The organism is Loktanella salsilacus (assembly GCF_900114485.1).
GTDB classification, from domain to species: domain Bacteria; phylum Pseudomonadota; class Alphaproteobacteria; order Rhodobacterales; family Rhodobacteraceae; genus Loktanella; species Loktanella salsilacus.
This window is the reverse complement of sequence record NZ_FOTF01000039.1, coordinates 1-20013: the sequence shown is the minus strand read 5'-3', so window position 1 is coordinate 20013 and position 20013 is coordinate 1. Positions and strand designations below refer to the sequence as shown.

The following is a 20013-nucleotide window of genomic DNA, read 5'->3' as shown; positions in this document are numbered from 1 at the left end:
TTTGTGGCATCGGGCCGTCAGCAGCGTTCACAACCAGGATCGCGCCGTCCATCTGGGCAGCACCGGTGATCATGTTCTTGACGTAGTCGGCGTGGCCGGGGCAGTCAACGTGAGCGTAGTGACGTGCTTCGGACTCATACTCGACGTGTGCGGTCGAGATGGTGATGCCGCGTGCTTTTTCTTCGGGTGCGCCGTCGATCTGGTCGTAGGCTTTGAAGTCACCGAAGTACTTCGTGATTGCCGCCGTCAGCGTCGTCTTGCCGTGGTCAACGTGACCGATGGTCCCGATGTTCACGTGCGGTTTGTTGCGTTCGAACTTTGCCTTAGCCATGATGGCCTCCTTGGTATGCGAATTAGGTGTGGGGCGCGGGGTCTCCCCCGCGCAGCCCGATTAAGCGTATTTCTTCTGGATCTCGTCAGAGATGTTCTGCGGGACCGGCTCGTAGTGAGCGAACTGCATCGAGAAGTTCGCACGGCCCGAGGACATCGAGCGCAGCGTGTTGATGTAGCCGAACATGTTCGCCAGCGGCACGAAGGCGTCGATGACGTTCGCGTTGCCGCGGCTGTCCTGCCCTTGCACCATCCCGCGACGGGATGTCAGGTCGCCGATGATGCCGCCGGTGTACTCTTCCGGGGTCACAACTTCGACCTTCATGATCGGTTCCAGCAGCTTCGCGCCGGCCTTACGCATGCCTTCACGCATACACATACGTGCAGCGATCTCGAACGCGAGGACCGAGGAGTCGACGTCGTGGTACTTGCCTTCCAGCAGCTGCACCTTGAAGTCGATGACCGGGAAACCTGCCAGCGGACCAGAGTCCATGACCGACTTCACACCCTTTTCGACGCCCGGAATGTATTCCTTCGGCACCGAACCACCAACGACCTTGGACTCGAATGAATAACCTTCGCCCGGCTCTGTTGGCATGATCAGCAGCGTGACTTCACCAAACTGACCCGAACCACCCGACTGCTTCTTGTGGGTGTAGGTGTGCTTGACTTCGTGGCCGATGGTTTCGCGATACGCCACCTGCGGCGCACCGATGTTCGCCTCGACTTTGAATTCGCGCTTCATACGGTCAACGAGGATGTCGAGGTGAAGTTCGCCCATGCCCTTCATGATGGTCTGACCAGATTCAAAGTCAGTTTCCACGCGGAAGGAGGGATCCTCGGCTGCCAGACGTGCGAGGGCGAGGCCCATCTTTTCCTGGTCGGCTTTGGTCTTTGGCTCGATAGCGATCTCGATCACTGGCTCTGGGAACGTCATCGTTTCCAGAACGACCGGATCTGCAGGGTCGCAAAGCGTATCACCGGTCGTAGTGCCCTTCAGGCCACCCAACGCGATGATGTCGCCAGCCCAGGCTTCGTCGATCTCTTCGCGGTTGATGGCGTGCATCATCATCATCCGGCCGACGCGCTCTTTGTTACCCTTGGTAGAGTTGAGCATCGCGTCGCCCTTTTTCAGCTTGCCCGAATAGATCCGGGTAAACGTTAGAGAACCAACAAACGGGTCGTTCATGATTTTGAACGCAAGGCCAGAGAACGGCATGTCGTCATCGGCACGGCGCGGTATGTTACGGGTTTCCGTCTCATCGCCGGGCTTGAAGCCCATGTAGTCGACAACGTCCATCGGGCTGGGCAGATAGTCGATGACAGCGTTCAACAGAGGCTGGACGCCTTTGTTCTTGAACGCGGAACCGGCCAGAATGGGGACGAATTTCATTGCCAGCGTACCCTTACGGATCAGCTTGCGCAGTGTTGGAACGTCAGGCTCGTTGCCTTCCAGGTATTCCATCATTGCTTCGTCGTCCATGTCGACAGCCAGCTCAACCAGCTTGCCGCGCCACTCCAGCGCCAGCTCGCTCATGCTTTCGCGGATCGGCTGACGAACCCAGGACGCGCCCAGATCTTCACCCTGATAGACCCACTCTTCCATGGTCACGAGATCGATGATGCCTTCCAGTTCGGTTTCGGCACCGATTGGCAGCTGGATCGGGGCAGGAACTGCTGCAACGCGGTCCTTAAGCATCTGTACGCACTTGTAGAAGTCAGCGCCGATCTTATCCATCTTGTTGACGAACACGATCCGCGGCACCTTGTAGCGGTCAGCCTGACGCCACACGGTTTCTGTCTGCGGTTCAACACCAGCGTTGGCGTCGAGCAAGCAGATCGCACCGTCAAGCACAGCCAGCGAACGCTCGACTTCGATGGTAAAGTCGACGTGGCCGGGGGTGTCGATGATGTTCATGCGGATCTTAGTGTCGGACGTGCCTTCTTCCGAAGGATCATCCTGGCGCTGCCAAAACGTGGTGGTCGCAGCGGACGTAATCGTGATCCCGCGCTCCTGCTCCTGCTCCATCCAGTCCATCGTCGCGGCGCCGTCATGGACTTCGCCGATGTTGTGGGACTTGCCGGTATAGAACAGGATCCGCTCGGTGCAGGTGGTTTTGCCTGCGTCGATGTGCGCCATGATACCGAAATTCCGGTAGCGCTCGAGTTTATAGTCGCGTGCCATAAAAGGTGCTCCTGCTTACCAGCGGTAGTGGCTGAACGCTTTGTTTGCGTCGGCCATCTTGTGAGTGTCTTCGCGCTTTTTCACGGCAGTGCCGCGGCCGTTGACTGCGTCAAGCAGCTCACCAGCAAGACGCTCTTCCATCGTGTTTTCGTTGCGCTTTTTCGCAGCAGCGATCAACCAACGGATCGCCAGCGCTTCGCGGCGCTCAGGACGCACTTCGACGGGGACCTGATAGGTCGCACCACCGACGCGGCGCGAACGCACTTCGACGGAAGGTTTGATGTTCTCAAGGCACTCGTGGAATACTTCCACGGGGGACTTCTTGAGCTTGCCTTCGACGCGGTCGAATGCATTGTAAACAATCCGTTCAGCAACGGCTTTTTTGCCGTCGACCATCAGGTTGTTCATGAATTTGGTCAGAATGGTATCACCGAACTTTGCGTCCGGCAGGACTTGGCGTTTTTCAGCGGCGTGACGACGTGACATGTCTTTTTCCTCTTATCAAGTTGCGGGCGAATTCCCGGGCGTCGCCCGGGTCGGCCGAGTTTCTTACTTCGGCCGCTTCGCGCCATACTTGGAGCGACGCTGCTTACGGTCTTTGACGCCTTGGGTATCCAGGACACCGCGCAGGATGTGGTAACGGACACCTGGAAGGTCTTTTACACGGCCGCCACGGATCAGGACAACAGAGTGCTCCTGAAGGTTGTGGCTTTCGCCGCCGATGTACGAGATGACTTCGAAACCATTGGTCAGACGGACCTTAGCAACCTTACGCATAGCCGAGTTCGGCTTCTTAGGCGTGGTTGTATAGACGCGTGTGCAGACGCCGCGCTTTTGCGGGCAACCTTCAAGGTGCATCGATTTCGAACGGACTACTTTAGGCTGACGCGGCTTGCGGATCAGCTGCTGGATCGTTGGCATTGGGCTTTTGTCCCCATCTTTCTTGTGTGGCGACCACCGGGGGCCGCGGATTGATGACGCGTGCAACTCCGATTGGAACAGCACAAAAAATCCGCAGTCGAACCCTTACCGGAGGTTCGGTGCGGTGGGTAACAGAGGAACAAGGCTATAGGTGCCCGGTTCTTGACCACTTCAACTATGATATCGGATTTGGACGGACTGCGCCCTGACCCGGATGAGGGGCCGTATAGGCCGTTGGACGTAGGGTGTCAACACATCCCCAACGGTCGTACAGGCCCAGTATTTCCTAACGAATACGGTCAGGGACAACGCGCCGCTTCAAGCTTAGCCGCTGCTCACGCAGAAGCGTGAAAATACCCGTTGCGACAACGATTCCCGCCCCGATCAACGTCAGGCTGTTTGGGAATTCGCCAAAGACGACGACACCAAGGATCATTGCCGTCAACAAGCTAGCATAGCGGAACGGGGCGACAAAGCCGATCTCTCCGACACGCATCGCGGCGACGGAAAAGATATAGCCAAAGATGACGAACACAGTCGCACCGGCCAAATTGAACGCCTCGTGGGCGTTCAAAGGCTGCCAGTCGTCCCAAAGTGAAACGAAGCCCGCAGAGACCGTCACCCCGGCCGCTGCGGTCAAGGACACCATCAGCGATGGCACCGACCGCGAAAGCTTGCGCACGATCAAGTCACGCAAAGTCACACAGGCGACCGCGCCAAGCGCATAAAGCGAGAAGATATTGAAATCAGCCCCGCCGGGGCGGACGATCAACATGACGCCGCCAAAGCCCACCAGAATTGCAAGCAGCCGCCGCCGCCCCAAAGCCTCGCCCATGAACAACGCACCGGCAAGGCTAACACTTAGCGGGAGAACCTGCATGATCGCGCTGACGTTTGCGATCGGCATATGAAACAACGCAGAGATAAAGAAGTAGGCCCCGCCGATCTCTCCGGCGGTGCGTAGCAACATGATGATCCAGTCGCGCAGTGATAGATCAAACCGCAACTGCCCCATGACGCGCGCCATGATAATCAGACAAACTGTCACCCCTAGACCGCGCAGGCACAAAAGCTGCGACAACGGCAGGACATCCCCCAACGTCTTGGTAAAGGAGTCGTTGATCGTGAATGTCACCATCGCCCCGGTCATCAGGGCAGCGCCGCGCATATTGTCTGATATCTGTGCCATGGTGTCGGGGTATCAGCGCCCCCTGCCCCGCGCCAGAGGGCGCGGCGAGCGGGCGAATAAATTCTCAACCGCAAAGAGTAAGTGATAACCGCACCGCAAAACCAAAAAGGCCCCCGCGCAATGCGGGGGCCTTTTCACTGACAGCCCGTGGGCCGTTTTTACTCGTCGCGGCTTTCCGGCGTGTCGACAATCACAGTGTCGAACACATCGGCACCAACAACGTCTTCGCTGGCAGGTGCGGGCATCGGTGCTGCCAGACGGGCAGCCTCTTCGGCCTCTTCACGGCGCGTCTCGATCACAACACCATCACGCGATGCTGCGATGCCGCGGATCCGGCTGGTGGCACCGCCGGTGCCGGCCGGGATCAGACGACCCACGATGACGTTCTCTTTCAGACCGACCAGTTTGTCCCGCTTGCCCTGAACCGAAGCTTCGGTCAGCACGCGCGTGGTTTCCTGGAAGGATGCGGCAGAGATGAAGCTGCGGGTTTGCAGCGACGCCTTGGTGATACCAAGCAGGATCGGCTCGCCCGTTGCCGGACGGTCGCCGCGTGCCAGAACCTTGGCGTTGGCTTCGTCGAACTCAGCCTTGTCCACGGTCTCGCCCTTCAGAAGAACGGTATCGCCGCTGTCCTGAATTTCCCACTTCTGCAGCATCTGACGCACGATGACTTCGATGTGCTTGTCGTTAATCTTCACACCCTGCAGGCGGTAAACGTCCTGCACCTCGTCGATCATGTAGTCAGCCAGCGCCTCGACACCCATGACCGCAAGAATATCGTGCGGGGCCGGGTTGCCGTCCATGATGTAGTCACCCTTCTGGACGAAGTCGCCTTCGGCCACGGGGATGTGCTTGCCTTTCGGCACCATGTATTCGACGCGGGTCTCAGAGTCGTCCGCCGCTTCAATCGCGATGCGACGCTTGTTTTTGTAGTCCTTGCCGAAGCGGACATAGCCGTCGATTTCCGCAATGATGGCGTGGTCCTTGGGGCGACGTGCCTCAAAGAGTTCGGCCACACGCGGCAGACCACCGGTGATGTCCTTGGTCTTGGCGCCCTCACGCGGAATACGCGCAACAACGTCACCAGCCTGAATGTCTTCGCCGTCTTCAACAGACAGAACAGCGTCAACAGACATGGCGTAGGACACAGGGTTGCCGTCGTCCTTCAACGCGGGTTCCCCATCGGGGCCTGCGATGATGATCTTCGGTGCCAGCTCGTTGCCCTTGGGGGCCGCGCGCCAGTCAGACACGATACGCTGGGTCATACCCGTCGCATCGTCGGTGTCTTCGCGCATGGCGATACCGTTGATCAGGTCGACATAACGCACCTTACCACCTTTTTCGGCGATGATCGGCAGTGTGAACGGATCCCATTCAAACAGCTTGTCGCCGCGGTGGATGTCCTGACCTTCTTTGACAAAGACCTTCGAACCGTAGCCGACCTTGTGGTTTGCACGCTCGACGCCGCTTTCGTCGACGATCGCCAGAACCATGTTACGGCCCATGACAACATGCTCGCCTGCGGTGTTGTCCAGCAACGACGCGTTGCGGAACTCCACCTTACCGGGCTGGCTTGCCTCAAGGAAGGACTGCTGACCACCCTGCGCAACACCGCCGATGTGGAACGTCCGCATCGTCAGCTGTGTACCGGGCTCACCGATGGACTGCGCGGCGATGATGCCGACAGCTTCACCGATGTTGACGCGCGTACCGCGCGCCAAGTCACGACCGTAGCAAGTCGCGCAGACGCCGTCGTCAGCTTCACATGTCAGCGGCGAACGGATGCGCATTTTCGCAACGCCAGCCACGTCGATCATGTCAGCCTTACGCTCGTCGATCAGCTCGCCTGCCTCGACGATGACTTCGTCGGTGCCGGGACGCAGCACGTCATCAGCCGAAACCCGGCCCAGAACGCGCTCTGCCAAGGACGATACGACCTCGCCGTCGTTCACAGCTGCTTCTGCTGTGATGGCACGATCGGTGCCACAATCGATTTCGCGGATGATGCAATCCTGTGCAACGTCCACCAGACGACGTGTCAGGTAACCCGAGTTTGCTGTCTTCAACGCCGTATCCGACAGACCCTTACGGGCACCGTGGGTCGAGTTGAAGTACTCAAGAACGGTCAGACCTTCCTTAAAGTTCGAGATGATCGGCGTCTCGATGATCTCACCCGACGGCTTGGCCATCAGACCGCGCATACCGCCCAGCTGCTTCATCTGGGTCACAGAACCACGCGCACCGGAGTGGGCCATCATGTAGACCGAGTTCGGCTCGTTCTCGGCACCATTCTCGTCAACACCCGACTTAGAGATCGTCGACATCATGGCGTCGGTGACTTTGTCGTTACACTTCGACCATGCATCGACGACTTTGTTGTACTTTTCACCCTGAGTGATCAGGCCGTCCATGTACTGCTGTTCAAAGTCTTTCACCAAGTCGCGCGTCTCTTCGACCAGTGGCCACTTCGTGTCAGGAACGACCATGTCGTCCTTACCGAAAGAGATGCCAGCCTTAAACGCTTCGCGGAAACCCATGGTCATGATCTGGTCACAGAAGATGACGGACTCTTTCTGACCGCAGTAACGATAGACCGTGTCGATGACCTGCTGCACTTCTTTCTTGCGCAGCAGACGGTTGACCAGGCTGAACGGAGCCTTGGCATTCAGCGGCAGCAACGCACCAAGGCGCAGACGGCCTGGGGTCGTTTCAAAGCGCACGATGACTTCGTTGCCTTCGTCGTCGATCTGGCTCATCCGCGCCTGAATTTTGGCGTGCAGATGCACCTCGCCAGAGGTCAGACCATGCTCGACTTCTTCGATGTTAGAGAAGGACATGCCTTCGCCCTTCATCCCGTCGCGCTGGATCGTTGTATAGTACAGACCCAAGATCATGTCCTGCGAAGGAACAATGATCGGCGCGCCGTTGGCGGGCGACAGAACGTTGTTCGTAGACATCATCAGAACACGGGCTTCCAGCTGGGCTTCCAGCGAAAGGGGCACGTGAACAGCCATTTGGTCGCCGTCAAAGTCGGCGTTGAACGCGGAACAGACCAGCGGGTGCAGCTGGATCGCCTTACCTTCAATCAGAACCGGCTCGAACGCCTGAATGCCAAGACGGTGCAGCGTAGGCGCACGGTTCAGCATGACGGGGTGTTCGCGGATGACCTCGTCCAAGATATCCCAAACCTCGGGACGCTCTTTTTCGACCAGCTTCTTGGCCTGCTTGACGGTCGAAGACAGACCTTTGGCTTCCAGACGCGAGTAGATGAACGGCTTGAACAGCTCGAGCGCCATCTTCTTGGGCAGACCGCACTGGTGCAGCTTCAGCTCTGGACCGGTCACGATGACCGAACGACCAGAGAAGTCGACGCGCTTACCCAAAAGGTTCTGACGGAAGCGACCCTGCTTACCTTTCAGCATGTCGGACAGCGACTTCAGCGGGCGCTTGTTGGCACCCGTGATGACGCGGCCGCGGCGGCCGTTGTCGAACAATGCGTCAACAGACTCCTGCAGCATCCGCTTTTCGTTGCGGACGATGATGTCAGGTGCGCGCAATTCGATCAGACGCTTCAAACGGTTGTTCCGGTTGATCACGCGGCGATAAAGGTCGTTCAGGTCGGACGTCGCGAAACGGCCACCATCCAGCGGCACCAGCGGGCGCAGCTCTGGCGGGATGACCGGAATGACGGTCAGAACCATCCACTCGGGACGGTTGCCGGATTCGATGAAGTTCTCGACGATCTTCAGACGCTTGATGATCTTCTTGGGCTTCAGCTCGCCAGTTGCTTCTTTCAGGTCAGCACGCAGCTGCTCTGCTTCGGCATCCAGATCGATCTGGGCCAACATCTCGCGGATGGCTTCTGCACCGATGTTCGCTTGGAAAGCGTCGGCACCGTAGGCGTCCTGTGCGTCGTTGAACTCTTCCTCGGTCATCAGTTGACCATAGGTGAGGTCCGTCAGACCGGGTTCGATCACGACGTAGTTTTCGAAGTACAGAATGCGTTCCAGATCGCGCAGCGTCATGTCCAGCATCAGACCGATGCGGCTTGGCAGCGATTTCAGGAACCAGATGTGCGCAACAGGTGCAGCCAGCTCGATGTGGCCCATCCGCTCGCGGCGGACCTTCTGCAGCGTGACTTCAACACCGCACTTCTCGCAGACAACGCCGCGATACTTCATGCGCTTATATTTACCGCACAGGCATTCGTAGTCTTTGATTGGGCCAAAGATACGCGCGCAGAACAGACCGTCCCGCTCTGGCTTGAACGTACGATAGTTGATGGTCTCTGGCTTTTTGATCTCGCCAAAGGACCACGACAGGATCCGCTCTGGCGATGCCAAAGAGACCTTAATTTCGTCAAACGTTTTGACCGGGGCAACCGGGTTAAACGGGTTGTTTGTCAGTTCCTGGTTCATTTTGGTCGTCCTTATGAAGTACGCCGCGCCCTTTCGGGCGTTTGATATATTATGCGAAGTCTGCGTCAGCTCAGGATGCAGTGTTCCGCAACAAGCTTGCGATAGGGGGTCACGTAGGCATTCAGCATGACGTAGCGGCGCAGGGCTTCCTTGCGCGCCCCCTCTTTGGCCTCCAGCTCCGCAGCCTTCGCCACAATCGTGTCCAGCTGACCGGCATTGGCCGCCTTGGGGTCGACGCCCAGTGCGGTAAAAAGCTTATCCATCGCGGCCCGGCTAGCGAACAGCTTTTCGTAGCTGACCACCGTGACGGGTTGCCCCGTCTCCAGCCGCTTCAGGGTGGCCGCGACCGAATGATTCCATTCGTTCAGGCCGTCCTGCGCAGATTTCGACCAACTGTCGGACTTGTCCGACATCCGCCGATTATAGCTTTCCATCACCGACAGCGGGTTACGCACGATATAAAGCACGCGCGCGGCCGGGAAATGTGCCGTCAGATGGTCATACGCTTCCGCGATCAACGGAAACTTGTCACCGACGATCATTGCCTTGTCATACCGGGCACCAATGTTCGGGTTGGTACCGAACTGCGACCGCACGTGTTCGTGCGTATCGCTGTCCTGAACATCCAGAAACCGGTCCTTCTCGAAGTCAGACGGCATGATCTGCTTATTCTGCATCCGAAAAAAGAACCTTTCCATCCCCATGAGAACATGGGGATGGCTGTTCAACACTGACACGAGCGCCGAAGTGCCGCTACGAGGGTTGCCGCCGACAAACAATATGTCTTTGGCAAGACTCATTCGCCGTCCTCCGCATCCAGGAGTTCCATGTTGAGGCCGAGGCCCCGGACTTCTTTGACCAGAACGTTGAACGATTCCGGCACGCCAGCCTCGAAGTTGTCCTCGCCTTTGACGATGCTCTCATAGACCTTGGTCCGGCCAGCCACGTCGTCCGACTTCACCGTCAGCATTTCCTGCAGGGTGTAGGCGGCACCGTAAGCTTCAAGTGCCCAGACCTCCATCTCACCGAAGCGCTGACCACCGAACTGCGCCTTACCACCCAGCGGCTGCTGCGTGACGAGCGAGTACGGTCCCGTGGAACGGGCGTGGATCTTGTCGTCGACAAGGTGGTGCAGCTTCAGCAGGTACTTCACACCCACCGTCACTTTGCGGCTGAACTGCTCGCCAGTACGACCGTCAAACAAGATCGACTGACCAGAGGTGTCGAAACCGGCCCGCGTCAGCGAGTCGTTCACGTCAGCCTCTTTAGCACCGTCGAAGACAGGTGTTGCGATCGGCACACCGCGGGTCACGTTACCAGCAGCTTCCAGCATATCCGCGTCGTCCATGCCTTCGATGCCTTCGTCGTAGACATCATCGCCATAAGCAATGCGCAGCGCTTCACGGACCGGGGTCAGATCGCCAGACCGGCGATACGCACCCAGAGCTTCGTCAATCTGGATACCCAGACCGCGCGCAGCCCAACCCATGTGGGTTTCAAGGATCTGACCGACGTTCATGCGCGATGGCACGCCCAGCGGGTTCAGACAGAAGTCGACCGGTGTGCCATCAGCGAGGAACGGCATGTCCTCCATCGGGACAACTTTCGAAATCACACCCTTGTTGCCGTGACGGCCGGCCATCTTATCGCCCGGCTGCAGCTTGCGCTTCACCGCGACGAAGACTTTGACCATCTTCATCACACCTGGCGGCAGGTCGTCGCCACGACGTACTTTCTCGACCTTGTCCTCGAAGCGCGCATCCATTGTCTTCTTCTGGATCTCGTACTGCTCGTTCAGGGCCTCGACGATCTGCGCGTCAGCTTCGTCCTTCAGCGCCAACTGCCACCACTGACCGCGGGACAGTTCGGACACGGACTCTTGCGTGATCTCGGTGTTTGCCTTGAAGCCGCGCGGGCCCTTAACAGCAACCTTACCTTCGATCATCGACCACAGACGGGCGTAGATGTTGCGATCAAGGATCGCCATCTCGTCGTCACGGTCGCGCGACAGACGCTCGACTTCTTCGCGCTCGATCTGCAGGGCGCGTTCGTCCTTTTCCACACCGTGGCGGTTGAACACACGCACTTCGACGATCGTACCAAAGTCACCCGGCGGCAGACGCAGGGACGTGTCACGCACATCAGAGGCTTTTTCGCCAAAGATCGCGCGCAGCAGCTTTTCTTCGGGCGTCATCGGGCTTTCACCCTTTGGCGTGATCTTACCCACTAGAATGTCTGCCGGCCCAACTTCTGCACCGATGTAAACGATACCGGCTTCGTCAAGGTTGCGCAGAGCTTCCTCGCCGACGTTCGGGATATCGCGGGTGATTTCCTCTGGCCCAAGCTTCGTATCGCGGGCCGCAACTTCGAATTCATCGATGTGGATCGAGGTGAACACGTCGTCACGGGTAATCCGCTCAGAGATCAGGATCGAGTCTTCGTAGTTGTAGCCATTCCACGGCATGAAGGCGACGATGACGTTCTTACCAAGCGCCAGCTCACCCATATCGGTGGACGGACCGTCGGCAATAACTTCGCCCTTCAGAACCGTATCACCAACCTTCACCAGCGGACGCTGGTTGATGCAGGTGTTCTGGTTTGAACGCTGGAACTTGCGCATGCGGTAGATGTCGACGCCTGCGTCGCCCAATTCCAGATCGGACGTCGCACGCACAACGATACGCTGCGCATCAACTTGGTCGATGATGCCCGCGCGCTTCGCCATGATCGCAGCGCCGGAGTCCCGGGCCACAACTTCTTCGATGCCCGTGCCGACCAGCGGTGCTTCTGCTTGCAGCAGCGGCACAGCCTGACGCTGCATGTTCGAACCCATCAAAGCGCGGTTAGCGTCGTCGTTCTCTAGGAACGGGATCAGCGATGCCGCGACCGAGACCAGCTGCTTAGGCGACACGTCGATCAGGTCCACGTTTTCACGTGGGGACAGCGTGTAGTCGCCGTTCTTACGGGTCGAAACAAGTTCGTTCCCGAAAGAGCCGTCTTCGTTCAAGTTCGCGTTGGCCTGCGCCACGGTGTGACGCATTTCTTCGGTGGCGGACATGTATGACACGTCATCCGTCACCTTGCCGTCAACGACCTTGCGATAAGGTGTTTCGATAAAGCCATACTTGTTCACGCGGGCAAAGGTCGCCAGCGAGTTGATCAGACCAATGTTCGGACCTTCCGGCGTCTCAATCGGGCACATCCGGCCATAGTGGGTCGGGTGAACGTCGCGCACTTCAAAGCCAGCGCGTTCACGGGTCAGACCGCCTGGTCCCAGTGCAGACAGACGACGCTTGTGCGTGACTTCCGACAGCGGGTTGGTTTGGTCCATGAACTGCGACAGCTGGGACGAGCCAAAGAATTCACGCACAGCTGCAGCAGCAGGCTTTGCGTTGATCAGGTCCTGCGGCATGACCGTGTCGATCTCGACCGAGGACATACGCTCTTTGATCGCGCGCTCCATGCGCAGCAGACCAACGCGGTACTGGTTTTCCATCAGCTCGCCGACGGACCGGACGCGGCGGTTGCCGAGGTGGTCGATGTCGTCGATGTCGCCCTTGCCGTCGCGCAATTCGACCAGCGCCTTGATGCAGGCAATGATGTCTTCGCGGCGCAGCGTACGCTGCGTATCTTCGGCATCCAGATCCAGACGCATGTTCATCTTGACGCGGCCCACGGCGGACAGGTCGTAACGATCGGCGTCAAAGAACAGGGTGTCGAACAAGGCGGAAGCCGCATCAACGGTTGGCGGCTCGCCAGGGCGCATCACGCGGTAGATATCCATGAGCGCGGTTTCGCGGTTCATGTTTTTGTCGGCCGCCATCGTGTTGCGCATATATGCGCCCACGTTGATGTTATCGATGTCCAGCACAGGGATCGTGGTGACGCCAGCGTCAACCAGTTCCTTCAGCGTACCGCCGATAACGTCGCCGGATTTGTCCATCTCGAGGGTCAGCTCATCGCCAGCCTCGACAAAGATCGCGCCGGTGTCTTCGTCGATGATGTCACGGGCGACGAACTTGCCAACGATGTGCTCGTAAGGAACCAGCAGCTCGGTGACATTGCCTTCGTCGATCAGCTTTTTCACGGACCGTGGCGTTACTTTTTCGCCAGCCTTGGCAATCACTTCGCCAGTTGCAGCGTCGATCAGGTCATAGGTCGGACGGGTGCCGCGCACGCGCTCTGGGAAGAACTTCGTGGTCCAAGCGTTGGACTTGGCGTCCAGCTTGAATTCAACCGTGTTGTAATAGGCATCCATGATAGATTCTTGGTCAAGGCCCAGCGAATACAGCAGGGTCGTGACGGGCAGCTTACGACGACGGTCAATCCGGCAGAACACCAGATCCTTGGCGTCGAATTCGAAATCAAGCCACGAACCACGGTATGGAATGATACGGCAGGCGAACAGTAACTTGCCCGAGCTGTGCGTCTTACCCTTGTCGTGATCAAAGAACACGCCGGGGCTACGGTGCATCTGGGACACGATTACGCGCTCGGTGCCGTTCACGATGAACGTACCGTTATGTGTCATCAGGGGCATGTCGCCCATGAACACGTCTTGTTCTTTGATGTCTTTGACAGACTTCGCACCGGTATCTTCGTCTACATCAAACACGATCAGACGCAGTGTCACCTTCAGCGGGGCGCTGTAAGTCATGTCGCGCTGCTGGCACTCTTCCACGTCGTACTTGGGCTTTTCCAGCTCGTACTTCACGAATTCCAAAACAGCGGTTTCGTTGAAGTCTTTAATCGGGAAAACCGACTGGAACACACCCATGATGCCTTCGCCGTCCAGCGGGATCGGGCTGTCGCCGGACCGCAGGAACAGGTCATAAGAAGATTTCTGAACCTCAATTAGGTTCGGCATCTCCAGGACTTCACGAATTTTGCCGTAGTACTTGCGCAGGCGTTTCTGGCCAAGGAAAGAAGAAGCCATATCTAATATCACCTTATATCTGTCTGTCGCATATCACGTTGCCTGGGCTGCAAAGTGGTCTGCTTATGACTGGGGGCGTGCCGTCCATACGTGACCTTTGTCCCACCAAAGGCCTCCCGACGGAGCCACCTACCCAAAAGGGGGGCTGATTGATCAGCCAACCTTTAAGACAGGTGCGGCTGGACCTGCGACGTGCGCAGATCCAGCCATTTTTTACAGTGCGGGTGTGGCCGATTTTTCATGGAAAAACCGGAACTCCAAATCTTCAAAAAAGATCTGGCCCGCGAGAGGCTTAGGCCAGCTCGACCGTTGCGCCAGCTGCTTCCAGCTTTGCTTTGATCTCGTCGGCTTCTGCTTTGGAAGCGCCTTCTTTGACCTTGCCGCCAGCTTCGACCAGATCCTTGGCTTCTTTCAGGCCAAGACCGGTGATGCCGCGAACTTCTTTGATCACGTTGATCTTCTGAGCGCCGGCGTCCTTCAGGACGACGTCAAACTCGGTCTTTTCTTCAGCAGCTTCGCCAGCAGCAGCTGGGCCAGCCATCATCACAGCGCCGCCAGCAGCGGGCTCGATGCCGTACTCATCCTTCAGGATGGTTTTCAGTTCTTGTGCTTCGAGAAGGGTCAGACCAACGATCTCTTCAGCCAGTTTTTTCAGATCAGCCATTTGATATGCTTTCCGTTTGCTTAATTGTGTTCCAACGTCAGGGTTTTCAAGCCCCAAGGCAGTCGAGGTGCTTTATGCAGCTTTCTCTTCGATAGTCGAAAGAATGCTCGCGATGTTCGAAGCAGGCGCGCCAATGGCCCCGGCGATGTTTGCGGCAGGTGCTGCGATGCAACCCACGATCGAGCTGATAAGCTCTTCGCGGCTTGGCATCCCGGCAACGGCTTTCACACCAGCTGGATCCAGAGCAGTCTCGCCCATTGCACCACCAAGAATAACGAGCTTTTCGTTCTTCTTAGCATATGCATCAACCACTTTCGCCGCAGCGACAGGGTCTTCGGAATAGGCAAGGACCGTCATGCCCGTCAGGTACTCAGCAATAGAAGCGCTGGGTTTACCTTCAAGGGCGATCTTGGCGAGCTTGTTCTTGGCAACGCGCACGGAACCGCCTGCTTCACGCATAGAAGCGCGCAGATCCTGCATTTCGGCAACTGTCATACCCTCGTAGTGGGCAACCACTACGACGCCAGAGCTTTCAAAGATCTGGCCGAGTTCTTCGACCAGCTTCTCTTTTTGTGCTCTATCCACAGTTTTACTCCAAGTTTGGGGGTTTCCCCCCGGCTCAATTTTGCCCCCGGACTTCAGGGAGCGTTCGGGTCCGTTTCAGGGTCCCGAGGCCAATCTCGCCCGAGGTCTAAACCCCGGAAATCTTGTTCTCGTTTCCCATCTCAGGAAGGAATTATAACAGACAGATGCCTGTACCCTCCGTCTCGGACAGCACAGCGACGATCGATTGTCACTGCGAAGTGGCGCACCCCCGAAGGGCTGCACCAAATTCTATTAGTTGCCGTTCGCGGATGCGATGTCGACAGACACGCCTGGGCCCATGGTCGAGGTCAGGTTGACCTTCTTCATGTATGTGCCCTTTGCACCGGCGGGACGTGCTTTTTGCACGGCGTCGACGAATGCTTTGACGTTCTCTTCCAGCTGCTCTTGGCTGAAAGATGCCTTACCGATACCAGCGTGAACAACGCCAGCTTTTTCAGCGCGGAACTGGACTTGGCCGCCTTTGGCGTCCTTCACAGCAGTCGCGACGTCAGGCGTCACGGTACCAACGCGTGGGTTTGGCATCAGGTTGCGTGGGCCCAGGATTTTGCCCAAGCGGCCGACAACACCCATCATGTCAGGAGTCGCGATGCACCAATCAAAGTCGATCGTGCCGCCCTGAATGGTTTCCATCAGGTCTTCTGCACCGACGATGTCAGCGCCAGCAGCTTTTGCTTCGTCAGCCTTGTCGCCACGAGCGAAAACAGCAACGCGAACGGTTTTACCGGTGCCGTGTGGCAGCGTGACCGTGCCGCGGACCATCTGGTCAGCGTGGCGCGGGTCAACACCCAGAACCATTGCGATTTCGACGGTTTCGTCGAACTTTGCAGTTGCAGCGGCTTTCACCAGCGACACGGCCTCAGTGACCTTGACGTTTGCTTTGCCTTCGAATGCTGCGCGTGCAGCGGTTGTGCGCTTACCGAACTTTGCCATTACTTCACCTCGATGCCCATGGACCGGGCAGAGCCCGCGATGATCAGCATGGCGCCCTCGACGGACGTCGCATTCAGATCTTTCATCTTCGCTTCGGCGATTTCACGCACCTGCTTAGCAGAGATAGAGCCGGCAGTCGTGCGGCCCGGCAGCTTGGAACCGGAAGACAGCTTTGCAGCTTTCTTGATGTAATAGGACGCGGGCGGCGTCTTGATTTCCATCGAGAACGACTTGTCGGCGTAATACGTGATTACGGTCGGGCAAGGCGCGTCTTTTTCCATGTCTGCAGTCTTGGCGTTGAACGCCTTGCAGAATTCCATGATGTTAATGCCGCGCTGACCCAGTGCTGGGCCGACGGGCGGGCTTGGCTTGGCGTTGCCGGCCGGAACCTGCAACTTCAGCGTGCCTACTACTTTCTTGGCCATGAGGCCTCTCCTTCATTCAGCGGCGGATCAGATCCGCCCTACAAGCGGCCCACAAAGGGGCCAATTTGCCGTGGTTCGCGAAACCGCTCCCACGTCCGAGACACATCAGCCCTGCTTAGAGACCTGCGTGAATTCCAGTTCGACCGGGGTTGCCCGACCAAAGATCGACACCGTCACCTTAAGGCGCTGGTTGTCTTCATCAACTTCCTCGACCATGCCGTCGAAATCTTCGAACGGACCGTCGTTCACTTTGACCTTCTCACCGATCTCGAAGTGAATCAGCGTACGCGGGCTTTCTTCGCCCTCTTGTACGCGGCCAAGGATGGCCTGCACTTCAGCATCGCGCATCGGGCTAGGGCGACCTTGCGGGCCCAAAAATCCGGTGACGCGGTTGATCGAGTTGATCAGGTGATAACCTTCGTCCGACAGCTCCATGTGAACCAGAACGTAACCAGGCATAAAGCGACGCTCGGTTGTCACTTTCTTGTTCCGGCGGATCTCGATCACCTCTTCGGTCGGGACCAGCACTTCATCGATTTGATCTTCGATGCCTTGCTCGGCAACCTTTTGACGGATGGTCTCTGCGATCTTTTTTTCGAAGTTCGACAGAACGCTAACCGAATACCAACGTTTCGCCATGTTCCTCGCACCTCGCAACTACGGTCAAAACCCATAGGGCATGCCGCATAAATTCCAATTTTACCAGCCGCTTACGCCGCCTGTCCGGACAATAAATTTTGGCGTGCAACACGATTCGCCGCACGCCATCCGGGTAAGTTGTGGGCTATTACCGCTGACGCCACCTGAATTCAAGGGGGCATGGGCAGTTTGTCGCCACCGTGTTGGTGGTTAGCTACCGAAGTAGGTCAGGACGAATTGCAGGCCCTGACGGATCACCAGATCAACGATGCTAAAAAATGTCGCCATCAGCGCAGCCATGATGAACACCATAACCGTGGTCAGAACGACCTCGCGGCGGGTCGGCCACACAACCTTTGCGATTTCAGCGCGGGTCTCGTTGATGAACTTGACGGGATTCGTGGCCATGACAGCGTCCTTCGATTGACTGTGCGCAGATACGGGGTTTGGCGCAGCAATTCAACCCTGCCATCGCGGCTTCATTGCCGCAACAGATCAACACCGTCCATTGCTGCGATTTCATCGACCTGCGTCGCGTAGAACGCGCGCGACAAGGCGACCTCTTCCGCCGCAAAGGCATTGTAAGTTGGATTGCCGGGGCCAACAGGCCAAGCCTGCCGCGCGGCGACAGGATTAAGGTCGCCATCAGGGCCAGCAGCCAGAACATTTGCAACAGCCGCGCAGGACAGACCGCCGTGCACCGCATCAGGCAAGGGCGCGATCGGAATGCCGCAATCTCCCAGTAAGCGTTCACAAATCTGCGGGAACAGCGGGATATAATCCTCGTATCGCCACACCGTCAGCCGGTTCACGCCAGGCGTGGCCCGTAACCGCCTAACGACATCAACCCAATCGACGTCACCAAGCGGCTGCTGGGCCTTAAACTCATCCGGCGCAACAACGTGACCGCCCATCATCACCTGCCCGTAGGCTGAATTCAGAAACCCGGCAGGATCGCGGATCGCAAAACACAGATCGACGCCTTGATCGGGCGACAGCACAGGGATCAGCATGGCCAGCCGTTGACGGGCGCGTGGATAAAGCGGCAGGCGAATGCGACCTTCGCGCGTTTGTAAAACGCCTAGTAAGTTTTCCTCGCTCACGACAAAGCGCTTGGCCTGACCAATCAGCTTGACGCGCACCTCTGCCGGGTTCGGCGCGTGGCCAGTCACGGTGCGATTGATTGGTAAATCGAACAGCGCCTCTAGGCTTTGCCCGCCACCGCGCAGATGCGGCGGCATCATCGTGCGGATGCCGCGCTGCCACAGATCAATACGGTGGGCGATCAGGGAATGCTGTAGATGCGTCGTCGCTGTCTTATGCGCACCAAGGTGCAACACGACTGTTGGCGCAGATGGGAAGGATGACATTGGTGCATCGCCTCCGAACGGAAAAGACGGCGGAGGACTGGCAGGGGCACACGGGCTCGAACCGTGGGCCTACGGTTTTGGAGACCGTCGCTCTACCAACTGAGCTATACCCCTAAGGCCGTCGTCCGATTAGCCCGAACCGGGATCAGGATCAAGAGGCCATGCGCCCTTCCGGTGCGAAACCGGCAGAAAAACGATGCGGTGCATGTTGGGCAATCATGGAACATTCCCCCTGCCCCGCCCGTTGGCCATCCAAGCACATCATAAAAGGAGAAGACATCATGGCGATGAACACCCTCAAAGATATCTACCTCGACCAACTGCAGGACTTGTGGAGCGCGAACACACAGTCCCTGCCCGTCGTGACAGAGCTTGGCCGCGCCGCCACAGACAAAGAGCTGAGCGAGGCCCTGATTGCAGGCGGCAATGGCATCAGTGACGGCATTGCCGCGCTGGAAAAGCTGTGCGCCGATCACGGGATCGCGCCAAATGCCGAGCATTGCAAAGGCATGGAAGGGCTCGTGAAAGAAGCCCGCGCCCACGGCTTGTCAGATGATATCTCTGACCCCGACGTGCGCGATGCCGCGATCATTCCGCAGTATCAGCGCATGGTGCACTACGCGCTGGCCGGCTACGGCACCTTGGTTGCCTTTGCGAACCGCCTCGGTTTGGACGGCGACGCTGCGGTCTTGCAACAGTGCCTCGACCAGACCTATGGCGGCGACCGCCACATGACAGCAATCGCGATGCAGGGCGGCGTCAACAAAGACGCTGTCGCCTAATCTAAACGATTTGCGATGACGGATCAGGCCACCCCTTGGGGTGGCCTTTTTATTAGGCACGGCTCGAGAACGGAAAAGGCCGCCCCCTTTCGGAAGCGGCCTTCATTAGAACCTAGGCTGGCACGCTGTGGGACATTCTCATGACTTCTAGGAAGTCACTGCCATGCCCCACGCGTCACGTTTGGGCCACAGGCCCAAGCCGCGACGTGCTTACGCCAGGATCTTGGACACAACGCCAGCGCCGACGGTGCGGCCGCCTTCGCGGATTGCGAAACGCAGGCCGTCTTCCATGGCGATCGGTGCGATCAGTTCGACTTCGAACTTCAGGTTGTCACCAGGCATAACCATTTCCGTGCCCTCGGGCAGGATCACGGTGCCGGTCACGTCCGTTGTACGGAAGTAGAACTGCGGGCGGTAGTTCGCGAAGAACGGTGTGTGACGACCGCCTTCTTCCTTGTTCAGGATATAGGCCTCGGCCTCGAACTTGGTGTGCGGTGCAACCGACTTTGGCTTACACAGAACCTGACCACGCTCCACGCCTTCACGGTCGATGCCGCGCAGCAGGATACCGACGTTGTCACCAGCTTGACCGGAGTCCAGCAGCTTGCGGAACATCTC

General features: G+C 57.9%; 17 protein-coding genes and 1 tRNA gene. 1 reads left to right on the top strand and 17 read right to left on the bottom strand.

Annotation, left to right across the window (positions count from 1 at the left end; genetic code table 11):
• The 16 genes from BM131_RS18810 to BM131_RS18735 form a co-directional block, all read right to left on the bottom strand.
• On the bottom strand, positions 1-331 hold a 331-nt coding region (locus BM131_RS18810), incomplete at its 3' end, for a GTP-binding protein (RefSeq protein WP_175499486.1).
• Positions 332-391: 60 nt separating this feature from the next.
• Positions 392-2515, bottom strand: coding sequence for an elongation factor G (gene fusA, locus BM131_RS18805; RefSeq protein ID WP_090191915.1), 2124 nt, complete (start codon positions 2513-2515; stop codon positions 392-394).
• Between the two features lie 15 nt (positions 2516-2530).
• Entirely contained in the window at positions 2531-3001 is a 471-nt protein-coding gene (rpsG, locus tag BM131_RS18800) for a 30S ribosomal protein S7 (RefSeq protein ID WP_090191914.1), read from the bottom strand.
• Positions 3002-3064: 63 nt separating this feature from the next.
• Positions 3065-3436, bottom strand: coding sequence for a 30S ribosomal protein S12 (gene rpsL, locus BM131_RS18795; protein WP_090191912.1), 372 nt, complete (start codon positions 3434-3436; stop codon positions 3065-3067).
• Positions 3437-3722: 286 nt separating this feature from the next.
• A complete protein-coding gene (locus tag BM131_RS18790; RefSeq protein WP_090191910.1) occupies positions 3723-4625 on the bottom strand; it encodes a DMT family transporter in 903 nt (300 codons plus the stop codon).
• A gap of 158 nt (positions 4626-4783) precedes the next feature.
• Entirely contained in the window at positions 4784-9043 is a 4260-nt protein-coding gene (gene rpoC / locus BM131_RS18785; protein WP_090191909.1) for a DNA-directed RNA polymerase subunit beta', read from the bottom strand.
• 65 nt (positions 9044-9108) lie between these two features.
• Positions 9109-9843 carry a sulfotransferase family protein gene (locus BM131_RS18780; RefSeq protein ID WP_090191907.1) on the bottom strand — a complete coding sequence of 245 codons (735 nt, stop codon included), beginning with the start codon at positions 9841-9843 and terminating at the stop codon, positions 9109-9111.
• Positions 9840-13979, bottom strand: coding sequence for a DNA-directed RNA polymerase subunit beta (gene rpoB / locus BM131_RS18775; protein WP_090191906.1), 4140 nt, complete (start codon positions 13977-13979; stop codon positions 9840-9842). Before rpoB ends, BM131_RS18780 begins: the two co-directional genes overlap by 4 nt.
• A 292-nt stretch (positions 13980-14271) precedes the next feature.
• Positions 14272-14643: a 50S ribosomal protein L7/L12 gene (rplL, locus tag BM131_RS18770; protein ID WP_090191905.1), complete on the bottom strand. Its 372-nt coding sequence runs from the start codon at positions 14641-14643 to the stop codon at positions 14272-14274.
• A gap of 72 nt (positions 14644-14715) precedes the next feature.
• Positions 14716-15228, bottom strand: coding sequence for a 50S ribosomal protein L10 (gene rplJ, locus BM131_RS18765; RefSeq protein WP_090191903.1), 513 nt, complete (start codon positions 15226-15228; stop codon positions 14716-14718).
• Between the two features lie 252 nt (positions 15229-15480).
• Positions 15481-16179, bottom strand: coding sequence for a 50S ribosomal protein L1 (gene rplA / locus BM131_RS18760; protein WP_090191902.1), 699 nt, complete (start codon positions 16177-16179; stop codon positions 15481-15483).
• The gene (gene rplK, locus BM131_RS18755) at positions 16179-16604 is read right to left on the bottom strand and encodes a 50S ribosomal protein L11 (RefSeq protein WP_090191901.1); all 426 of its coding nucleotides are present in this window, start codon (positions 16602-16604) and stop codon (positions 16179-16181) included. The genes rplA and rplK overlap by 1 nt, the downstream gene beginning before the upstream one ends.
• A 105-nt stretch (positions 16605-16709) precedes the next feature.
• Positions 16710-17243, bottom strand: a complete 534-nt coding sequence (nusG, locus tag BM131_RS18750; protein WP_090191899.1) for a transcription termination/antitermination protein NusG — start codon at positions 17241-17243, stop codon at positions 16710-16712.
• Between the two features lie 210 nt (positions 17244-17453).
• Entirely contained in the window at positions 17454-17651 is a 198-nt protein-coding gene (gene secE / locus BM131_RS18745) for a preprotein translocase subunit SecE (RefSeq protein ID WP_090191897.1), read from the bottom strand.
• Positions 17652-17722: 71 nt separating this feature from the next.
• On the bottom strand, positions 17723-18613 hold the full coding sequence (locus tag BM131_RS18740) for an immunoglobulin domain-containing protein (RefSeq protein WP_090191894.1): 891 nt from the start codon (positions 18611-18613) through the stop codon (positions 17723-17725).
• Between the two features lie 38 nt (positions 18614-18651).
• Positions 18652-18727 (bottom strand) — tRNA-Trp (locus BM131_RS18735).
• A 167-nt stretch (positions 18728-18894) separates the two neighbouring features.
• Between BM131_RS18735 and BM131_RS18730 the strand changes: the two genes are divergently transcribed.
• Positions 18895-19395, top strand: a complete 501-nt coding sequence (locus BM131_RS18730) for a ferritin-like domain-containing protein (RefSeq protein ID WP_090191893.1) — start codon at positions 18895-18897, stop codon at positions 19393-19395.
• 210 nt (positions 19396-19605) lie between these two features.
• Here the strand turns inward: BM131_RS18730 and BM131_RS18725 are convergent.
• On the bottom strand, positions 19606-20013 hold a 408-nt coding region (locus tag BM131_RS18725), incomplete at its 5' end, for an elongation factor Tu (protein WP_483869203.1).

Coding starts and splice junctions, on each gene's coding strand:
- BM131_RS18780 (WP_090191907.1), bottom strand. CDS start 9,843: ATGAGTCTTGCCAAAGACATATTGTTTGTCGGCGGCAACCCTCGTAGC.
- fusA (WP_090191915.1), bottom strand. CDS start 2,515: ATGGCACGCGACTATAAACTCGAGCGCTACCGGAATTTCGGTATCATG.
- BM131_RS18730 (WP_090191893.1), top strand. CDS start 18,895: ATGGCGATGAACACCCTCAAAGATATCTACCTCGACCAACTGCAGGAC.
- BM131_RS18740 (WP_090191894.1), bottom strand. CDS start 18,613: ATGTCATCCTTCCCATCTGCGCCAACAGTCGTGTTGCACCTTGGTGCG.
- secE (WP_090191897.1), bottom strand. CDS start 17,651: ATGGCCACGAATCCCGTCAAGTTCATCAACGAGACCCGCGCTGAAATC.
- rplA (WP_090191902.1), bottom strand. CDS start 16,179: ATGGCAAAGTTCGGTAAGCGCACAACCGCTGCACGCGCAGCATTCGAA.
- nusG (WP_090191899.1), bottom strand. CDS start 17,243: ATGGCGAAACGTTGGTATTCGGTTAGCGTTCTGTCGAACTTCGAAAAA.
- rpoB (WP_090191906.1), bottom strand. CDS start 13,979: ATGGCTTCTTCTTTCCTTGGCCAGAAACGCCTGCGCAAGTACTACGGC.
- rpsL (WP_090191912.1), bottom strand. CDS start 3,436: ATGCCAACGATCCAGCAGCTGATCCGCAAGCCGCGTCAGCCTAAAGTA.
- rplL (WP_090191905.1), bottom strand. CDS start 14,643: ATGGCTGATCTGAAAAAACTGGCTGAAGAGATCGTTGGTCTGACCCTT.
- rpoC (WP_090191909.1), bottom strand. CDS start 9,043: ATGAACCAGGAACTGACAAACAACCCGTTTAACCCGGTTGCCCCGGTC.
- rplK (WP_090191901.1), bottom strand. CDS start 16,604: ATGGCCAAGAAAGTAGTAGGCACGCTGAAGTTGCAGGTTCCGGCCGGC.
- BM131_RS18790 (WP_090191910.1), bottom strand. CDS start 4,625: ATGGCACAGATATCAGACAATATGCGCGGCGCTGCCCTGATGACCGGG.
- rpsG (WP_090191914.1), bottom strand. CDS start 3,001: ATGTCACGTCGTCACGCCGCTGAAAAACGCCAAGTCCTGCCGGACGCA.